This window comes from Bacteroides sp. MSSM.1001136sp1_RTP21357st2_D2_RTP21359_211015, from assembly GCF_040913205.1.
In the GTDB taxonomy this organism is placed as follows: Bacteria; Bacteroidota; Bacteroidia; order Bacteroidales; family Bacteroidaceae; genus Bacteroides; species Bacteroides ovatus.
The window spans coordinates 1-7,767 of the sequence record NZ_JBDFVF010000067.1 but is presented as its reverse complement, the minus strand read 5'-3'; the positions used below and the strand labels follow the sequence as shown (position 1 = coordinate 7,767).

Sequence of the window (7,767 nt, the reverse complement as noted above, 5' to 3'; positions counted from 1 at the left end):
GTACAAGAAGAATAATAAAACAAGCCTGCTGCCAGAGTTGCAGCCATAAAAGGGGTTTTTCTTCTCATGGTAAATATAATAATGTTAAGTTAATGTCGCATTATATACGCTGATATTTATCTAGTTTTTCACGATAGTAGCTTTCTACATCTTTCCAGTGGTAATAAGGGGCTACGTCTGTTTTCACCGGTAGTTTAGTTTCCTTTTCATTAAGTAATACTTTTACCAATACATCGTTACTTCCTTTTTTATGAAAAAAGACGAATTGCACGTTACTAGCCATCGGGAAAATATCATACGCTCTCCATTGTTCGGATAACTTTTCTACATCAGGGTAAGATTCACCATAATGATTCAGTTCCAATAAAGCGACCAACGGTAACAGACAAGACTCATGGCCAAATCTTAAAGTGGCCTGCTTTTTACCTTCTTTCAAAGCAGCATCTGCCCTATCTAAAATATTACGTAACAAGTCGGCTTCCCGATAGGGCATCAAACCATCCGTTACAGGAGAACAAGCGTGTGTCAGATACCAATATAAGTTGTTACAGCTCCATAGATCATAACACTCTTCATCCGTGAAAAGAGAATATAGCTGCATATCTGTATCATGACTCTGCATATTACAAGCCAAATCAAAAAGACGTCTCATCAGGCGCGCTTCATCAACGTTTGCTTTGACATACGCTTCGTCTGTAAACAATGTTTTCATCAACCGTTCCGGACGTACATGGGTAGCCTCAAAATCTTTCTGAACCTTTTTCACTTTATCGGAACTAGCTATTTTACTCAAATCCTTAGCAGGAGGATTCATGTAATACATATCATGGTAACTTGCATCATTCTTGATACATAGATTAGGATTTATCGCCTGCAATTGGAGACACTCGGATGTCATGGATAATATACACCGGATGACAACTGTGGAACGGGCATCCACTTCTGTTCCATCCGCAAATATTTGTGGGAAATTAGTATACATACGCTTTGCAATTCCTCTGTGTTGGCGTGCTCCCACCGAAGTCAGTTCACCAAGACGACCTTCCGCCATATCAGCCATGCGCAAAACAATATCCAGTGTGTTTTTACCTGTTGCAGTAAGTTTGTTTAAAGAATCGGCTTTTAATAAAGTTTGCTTGGGGAAACGATAATCATTCGGATCAATCAAATACCGTGAACCATGACGCATATATGTACTGATATAAAAAGGTTCGTACCCCTTAGGAGCAGCTGTCTGCTTGGCAGTAGGCGTGGGATATGCATAATAATTATTAGCGGATAAATACCGGTTTGCACGGATCTCTTCACGAGCAGTTTGCGCTTGTACCGTCCATACAAACAAGAGCAATAAAAAGATAGATGTGAGTTTTTTCATGATAGTATTATTCAATGTATTAATAGTTGTGCCACAAAATTAGAGATTTCTTCTCATTTAAAAGGATTTGATACAGACAAATATACTTAAATCTTAAATGAAGGAAGTTCCTATTTATATGGATTCGCTGTGATAAAACAAAAATTCGTACGACTTATTGAATAAATATCAACTCAATTATTTATCTTTGTTAGCTTAATAACAAGCTGGCGCAAAAAACAATAAGTATAATGAAAGATTTCTTGAAATTTACACTTGCCACGGTGACAGGTATCATTTTGTCAAGTATTGTATTATTTATAATCAGCATGGTAACGTTGTTTGGCATCATGTCTGCTTCGGACACGGAAACAATCGTAAAAAAGAATTCTGTAATGATGCTCGACTTAAACGGAACGTTGGTTGAACGTACGCAAGAAGATCCGCTGGGTATTTTATCACAGTTGTTGGGTGACGGATCTAACACGTACGGACTGGACGATATTCTTTCTTCTATCCAGAAGGCTAAAGAAAACGAAAATATTAAAGGGATTTATCTACAGGCAAACTCATTAGGCACCTCCTATGCTTCTTTGCAGGAAATCCGCAACGCACTGCTCGACTTCAAAGAAAGTGGAAAATTCGTTATTGCTTATGCAGACTCCTATACGCAGGGACTTTATTATCTTTCCAGTGCAGCCGATAAGGTGTTGCTCAATCCCAAAGGAATGATTGAATGGCGGGGTATCGCCTCTGCTCCCCTGTTCTACAAAGATTTGCTGCAAAAAATAGGAGTTGAGATGCAGGTGTTCAAGGTAGGAACTTACAAATCTGCCGTAGAGCCGTTTATTGCTACGGAAATGAGTCCTGCCAACCGCGAACAGGTTACCACATTTATCACTTCTATCTGGGGGCAGGTTACGGAAGGGGTATCTACTTCACGCAATATTTCTGTAGACTCACTGAATGTTTATGCAGATCGCATGCTCATGTTCTATCCGGCAGAAGAGAGTATAAAATGCGGATTGGCTGATACACTGATTTATCGCAATGATGTGCGCAATTATCTTAAGAAATTGGTAGAGATCAATGAAGATGATAATCTTCCTATATTAGGATTGGGCGACATGATGAACGTAAGGAAAAATGTGCCGAAAGATAAAAGCGGTAATATCGTAGCTGTTTATTATGCATCCGGTGAGATTACAGACTATCCGAGCTCTGCAACTTCCGAAGACGGGATTGTCGGTTCGAAAGTCATTCGTGACCTGCGCAAATTGAAAGATAATGATGATGTGAAAGCTGTTGTACTCCGTGTCAACTCTCCAGGTGGAAGCGCTTTCGCCTCGGAACAAATCTGGCATGCTGTAAAAGAGCTGAAAACAAAGAAACCGGTCATTGTCTCTATGGGTGATTATGCTGCGTCAGGAGGTTACTACATCTCTTGCGTTGCCGATACGATTGTTGCAGAGCCTACTACCCTGACCGGTTCTATCGGAATCTTCGGTATGATTCCTAATGTGAAAGGATTGACTGACAAAATCGGCTTAAGTTATGATGTCGTAAAAACGAATAAATACGCTGATTTCGGAAATATCATGCGTCCGTTTAACGAGGATGAGAAATCATTGCTTCAAATGATGATAACTGAAGGATATGATACCTTTGTAACTCGTTGTGCCGAAGGACGTCACATGACGAAGGAAGCTATCGAGAAGATTGCCGAAGGCCGTGTATGGACTGGGGAAACTGCTAAAGAACTGGGATTAGTAGACGAATTAGGTGGCATTGACAAGGCACTGGATATTGCTGTTGCAAAAGCCGGTATCGAAGGCTATACCGTTGTGTCTTATCCTGAGAAACAAGATTTCCTGTCTTCCCTGCTTGATACGAAACCGACGAATTATGTAGAATCACAATTACTGAAAAGTAAATTAGGCGAGTACTACCAGCAATTCGGCTTACTGAAAAATCTGCAAGAACAATCCATGATTCAGGCACGTATTCCGTTCGAACTGAATATAAAATAAACCGTAATACATGGACGAACACTTTATCAAGATACATAAGTGGCTCTACCCTGCCTCCTGGCTCTACGGAGCAGTGGTAATGATGAGAAATAAACTCTTTGACTGGGAAGTTCTTCAATCAAAGAGTTTTGATATACCTATCATCAGCGTGGGTAATCTCGCTGTAGGAGGGACAGGAAAAACTCCACACACTGAATATCTGATAAAGTTTCTTTGTAATCAATATAAGGTAGCTGTATTAAGCCGGGGATATAAACGGCACACGAAAGGTTATGTATTGGCAACTCCGGAAAGTACGGCAAGAAGCATTGGCGACGAACCTTACCAGATGCATCAAAAATTCCCGTCTGTCACAGTAGCTGTCGATGAAAAGCGTTGTCATGGCATAGAAAAGTTGCTTGCACTGCAAAAGCCTTCAATAGATGTTATCCTATTGGACGATGCTTTCCAGCACCGATACGTCAAACCGGGATTGAGTATTCTGTTAACGGATTATCACCGATTATTCTGTGATGACACTTTGCTCCCCGCAGGACGGCTTCGTGAACCAATTAGCGGCAAGAATCGGGCGCAAATCGTTATTGTCACCAAATGCCCGCAAGACATCAAGCCTATTGATTATAACATTATCACGAAACGGCTGAACCTTTATCCATATCAACAGTTATTCTTCTCATCGTTCCGGTATGGTAACCTGCAACCAGTGTTCCCTACCATGTCTCCGGACACAAATGCAATTTCGACAAACCATGAGGTTGCTTTGTCCTCACTGACAAACACTGATATATTATTGATGACGGGAATTGCCTCACCTGCCCCTATTCTCGAAAGACTGGAAGGTTGTACCAAACAAATAGATTTACTATCGTTTGACGATCACCACAATTTCACTCATCGGGATATACAGCTTATCAAAGAACGGTTTCATAAACTGAAAGGAGAACACCGGTTGATTATTACCACCGAGAAAGATGCAACACGCCTGATTAACCATCCGGCTTTGGACAAGGAATTGAAACCATTTATCTACGCCTTGCCTATTGAAATTGAAATATTACAAAATCAACAAGATAAATTTAACCAACATATTATTGACTATGTTAGAGAAAATACAAGAAACCGCAGCTTATCTGAAAGGTAAGATGCATACCAGTCCGGAAACTGCTATTATACTAGGCACCGGGCTTGGCAGTTTGGCAAACGAAATCACCGAGAAGTATGAAATAAAGTATTCGGATATCCCCAACTTCCCGGTATCTACCGTCGAAGGTCATAGCGGTAAGCTGATTTTCGGCAAACTAGGCAATAAGGATATCATGGCTATGCAGGGACGCTTCCACTATTACGAGGGTTATTCGATGAAAGAAGTAACTTTCCCTGTACGTGTCATGCGTGAATTAGGTATCAAAACCTTGTTTGTATCCAATGCCAGTGGCGGTACAAATGCAGATTTCGAAATCGGTGACCTGATGATTATCACTGACCATATCAACTATTTCCCCGAACACCCGCTTCGCGGAAAAAATATCCCTTACGGACCTCGCTTCCCGGACATGAGCGAAGCATACTGCAAGGAACTGATTAGTAAGGCTGACGAGATTGCCAAAGAAAAAGGAATTAAAGTACAACACGGAGTGTATATTGGTACGCAAGGTCCTACTTTCGAAACTCCTGCCGAATATAAACTATTCCATATCCTTGGTGCTGATGCAGTTGGTATGTCTACCGTTCCGGAAGTTATCGTAGCCAACCATTGTGGTATCAAAGTTTTTGGTATTTCCGTCATTACCGACTTAGGAGTAGAAGGAAAAATCGTAGAAGTAACACACGAAGAAGTTCAGAAAGCCGCTGACGCTGCTCAACCGAAAATGACCACGATCATGCGTGAACTTATCAACCGTGCCTAAACAATCATCCCGATTTATGAGAACTGAAATAGCATCTCTTGGTGAGTTTGGTCTGATTGACCGCCTCACCGAGGGAATCAAACTGGAAAACGAATCCAGCAAATATGGAGTGGGCGACGATGCCGCCGTTCTCTCCTACCCTTCAGAAAAGCAAGTACTGGTAACAACCGACCTGCTTATGGAAGGTGTGCATTTTGACCTGACTTATGTTCCCTTGAAGCATTTGGGATATAAATCAGCAGTAGTTAATTTCTCCGATATTTATGCCATGAACGGTACTCCCCGGCAGATTACGGTATCTCTTGGTCTTTCCAAGCGTTTCAGCGTGGAAGATATGGACGAACTTTATTCCGGTATCCGTCTGGCTTGCCAGCAATACAATGTCGACATTGTGGGAGGCGATACCACTTCTTCTCTGACAGGTCTTGCTATCAGCATTACTTGTATCGGCGATGCCGATAAGGATAAAGTAGTTTACCGTAATGGAGCCAAAGACACTGACCTGATCTGCGTCAGCGGCGACTTGGGAGCAGCCTATATGGGTTTACAACTTTTGGAACGTGAAAAAGTCGTATTGCAAGGTGATAAAGATGTCCAACCGGATTTCTCCGGCAAAGAGTATTTATTAGAACGCCAATTGAAACCGGAAGCGCGCAAAGATATCATTGAGAAATTGGCAGCCGCCAATATTGTCCCTACTTCTATGATGGACATTTCCGACGGCCTGTCATCAGAACTGATGCATATCTGCAAACAAAGCAATGCTGGTTGCCGCGTTTACGAGGAGCACATCCCAATCGATTATCAGACAGCTGTTATGGCTGAAGAGTTTAACATGAATCTTACGACTTGTGCCTTGAATGGTGGAGAAGATTATGAACTACTCTTTACTGTTTCCATCGCCGATCATGAGAAAATTTCACAAATGGAAGGAGTTCGTCTCATCGGACATATTACCAAACCCGAACTTGGCTGTGCATTGATTACCCGTGATGGACAAGAATTCGAACTAAAAGCACAGGGATGGAATCCATTAAAAGAAGATAAGCAATAGATTTCATCACATACCTGAAATATTTTCATCTTATACAACACTGATAATTAGCCGACTAACTTTTTATCAGTGTTTTTTATTTCCATAAGACTTGCAGAATCCAAAAGTTTCACTACCTTTGCAACCGCAAAAGAGATATTACCGGACCGAACAAGCACGAGGTGCCATAGCTCAGTTGGTAGAGCAAAGGACTGAAAATCCTTGTGTCCCCGGTTCGATTCCTGGTGGCACCACTATCGATTCGGTAATAAAAAAATCCCTTGAACTTTTGAAGTTCAAGGGATTTTTTTATTCCTCGTATTGCAATTTGCAACCGCCTATACTTTAGAACTATGCAGTTTTTTATAAATCTCCACACGAGCATCTATTTCTGCTTGAGTCAAATGCGCAGGAAGTTCAATGGTAGTCCGCGGAGTTATTGCTACCAATACCATATCTCCCAAACCCTTTTTGTACTCTTTAATAACATTTTCAGTAAACTGACTGGATGAAATAACATCACGCATTATATTACCTTTTTTCATATCTCTAATTATTTTGTTTTTTATTTTACACACAAGCAGAATATACACTTCCCTATACAGGTTTAGATTGAGCTAAATCTTCCGATGTAGATTTGTTTTCCAAAGAGATATTGATCGCATTCATGCCTTTCACTCCACGCTCAAGGTCAAATGTTACGATATTATTTTCTGCAATATTGCCAATGACATTGTTTACATGAAAAAAGTATTTCTCAACACCTGAAAGGTCTTTAATAAAGCCAAATCCTCTTGACTCATTAAAAAACTCAACCCGTCCTCTCAAGATCGTTGGCTCCTCTTCTTCCTTTTTAGGAGTTGCTATAATTATTTCATCCGGATTAATTTCTTCCTTCTTTATATCCTCTGTCGGAGGAGTCGAAGTTATCATTCCGTTCTCATCTACATAGGCAATCATATCCTCAAAGCTATTTGAGCTGCCTGATAATTTCTTGCTTTCTTTCTTTTTCAGTTTTTCTTCTCGTTTAGCGAGTCTTTTCTTTTCATTTTCACGTTTACCAACTGTCATGGATTTTGCCATAGAATTTATATTTAGTTTTATATTAATTTTAAAGAGATTGTTATTTGTTGATTTCAAATAGTATAACTGGCTTTATTCAGCTTCTTACCCGTCAGTTTCTGAATATCATTAACGAGTTTACGCTCTTCCTGCGAGCAGAATGTCAGTGCTGTCCCTGTATTCCCGGCTCTTCCGGTACGTCCGATACGATGCACATACGTTTCCGGCACATCAGGAAGATCATAGTTGATAACTAAAGGAAGTTCGTTAATATCGATACCTCTGGCTGCAATATCAGTAGCCACCATCACACGTGTTTTGCCCGACTTGAAATTGCCCAAAGCCAACTGCCGCGCTGCCTGACTTTTATTTCCATGAATC

Annotated in this window: 8 protein-coding genes and 1 tRNA gene; 5 read left to right on the top strand and 4 right to left on the bottom strand. The window is 40.8% G+C overall.

The genetic code is table 11. The features are described 5' to 3' along the window. Window positions 1-100: 100 nt before the first annotated feature. The gene (locus AB5217_RS24615) at window positions 101-1,375 is read right to left on the bottom strand and encodes a histidine-type phosphatase (RefSeq protein ID WP_368112839.1); all 1,275 of its coding nucleotides are present in this window, start codon (window positions 1,373-1,375) and stop codon (window positions 101-103) included. A 230-nt stretch (window positions 1,376-1,605) separates the two neighbouring features. Between AB5217_RS24615 and sppA the strand changes: the two genes are divergently transcribed. From sppA to AB5217_RS24590, 5 genes are all read left to right on the top strand, one after another. Continuing rightward, window positions 1,606-3,384, top strand: a complete 1,779-nt coding sequence (sppA, locus tag AB5217_RS24610) for a signal peptide peptidase SppA (protein ID WP_004298943.1) — start codon at window positions 1,606-1,608, stop codon at window positions 3,382-3,384. A gap of 10 nt (window positions 3,385-3,394) precedes the next feature. Further along, entirely contained in the window at window positions 3,395-4,525 is a 1,131-nt protein-coding gene (gene lpxK / locus AB5217_RS24605) for a tetraacyldisaccharide 4'-kinase (protein WP_004298941.1), read from the top strand. Continuing rightward, a complete protein-coding gene (locus AB5217_RS24600; protein WP_004298940.1) occupies window positions 4,482-5,291 on the top strand; it encodes a purine-nucleoside phosphorylase in 810 nt (269 codons plus the stop codon). The genes lpxK and AB5217_RS24600 overlap by 44 nt, the downstream gene beginning before the upstream one ends. 16 nt (window positions 5,292-5,307) lie before the next feature. After that, on the top strand, window positions 5,308-6,345 hold the full coding sequence (gene thiL, locus AB5217_RS24595; RefSeq protein WP_004298938.1) for a thiamine-phosphate kinase: 1,038 nt from the start codon (window positions 5,308-5,310) through the stop codon (window positions 6,343-6,345). Between the two features lie 160 nt (window positions 6,346-6,505). Then, window positions 6,506-6,578 (top strand) — tRNA-Phe (locus tag AB5217_RS24590). An 84-nt stretch (window positions 6,579-6,662) separates the two neighbouring features. On the opposite strand, the gene AB5217_RS24585 is transcribed toward AB5217_RS24590, so the two are convergent. The 3 genes from AB5217_RS24585 to AB5217_RS24575 form a co-directional block, all read right to left on the bottom strand. Further along, window positions 6,663-6,869 carry a hypothetical protein gene (locus AB5217_RS24585; RefSeq protein WP_004307025.1) on the bottom strand — a complete coding sequence of 69 codons (207 nt, stop codon included), beginning with the start codon at window positions 6,867-6,869 and terminating at the stop codon, window positions 6,663-6,665. A gap of 52 nt (window positions 6,870-6,921) precedes the next feature. Further along, window positions 6,922-7,407, bottom strand: coding sequence for a cold shock domain-containing protein (locus AB5217_RS24580; RefSeq protein ID WP_004307024.1), 486 nt, complete (start codon window positions 7,405-7,407; stop codon window positions 6,922-6,924). Window positions 7,408-7,460: 53 nt separating this feature from the next. Then, window positions 7,461-7,767: helicase-related protein (locus tag AB5217_RS24575; protein ID WP_368117388.1), on the bottom strand; the 307-nt coding region annotated here is incomplete at its 5' end.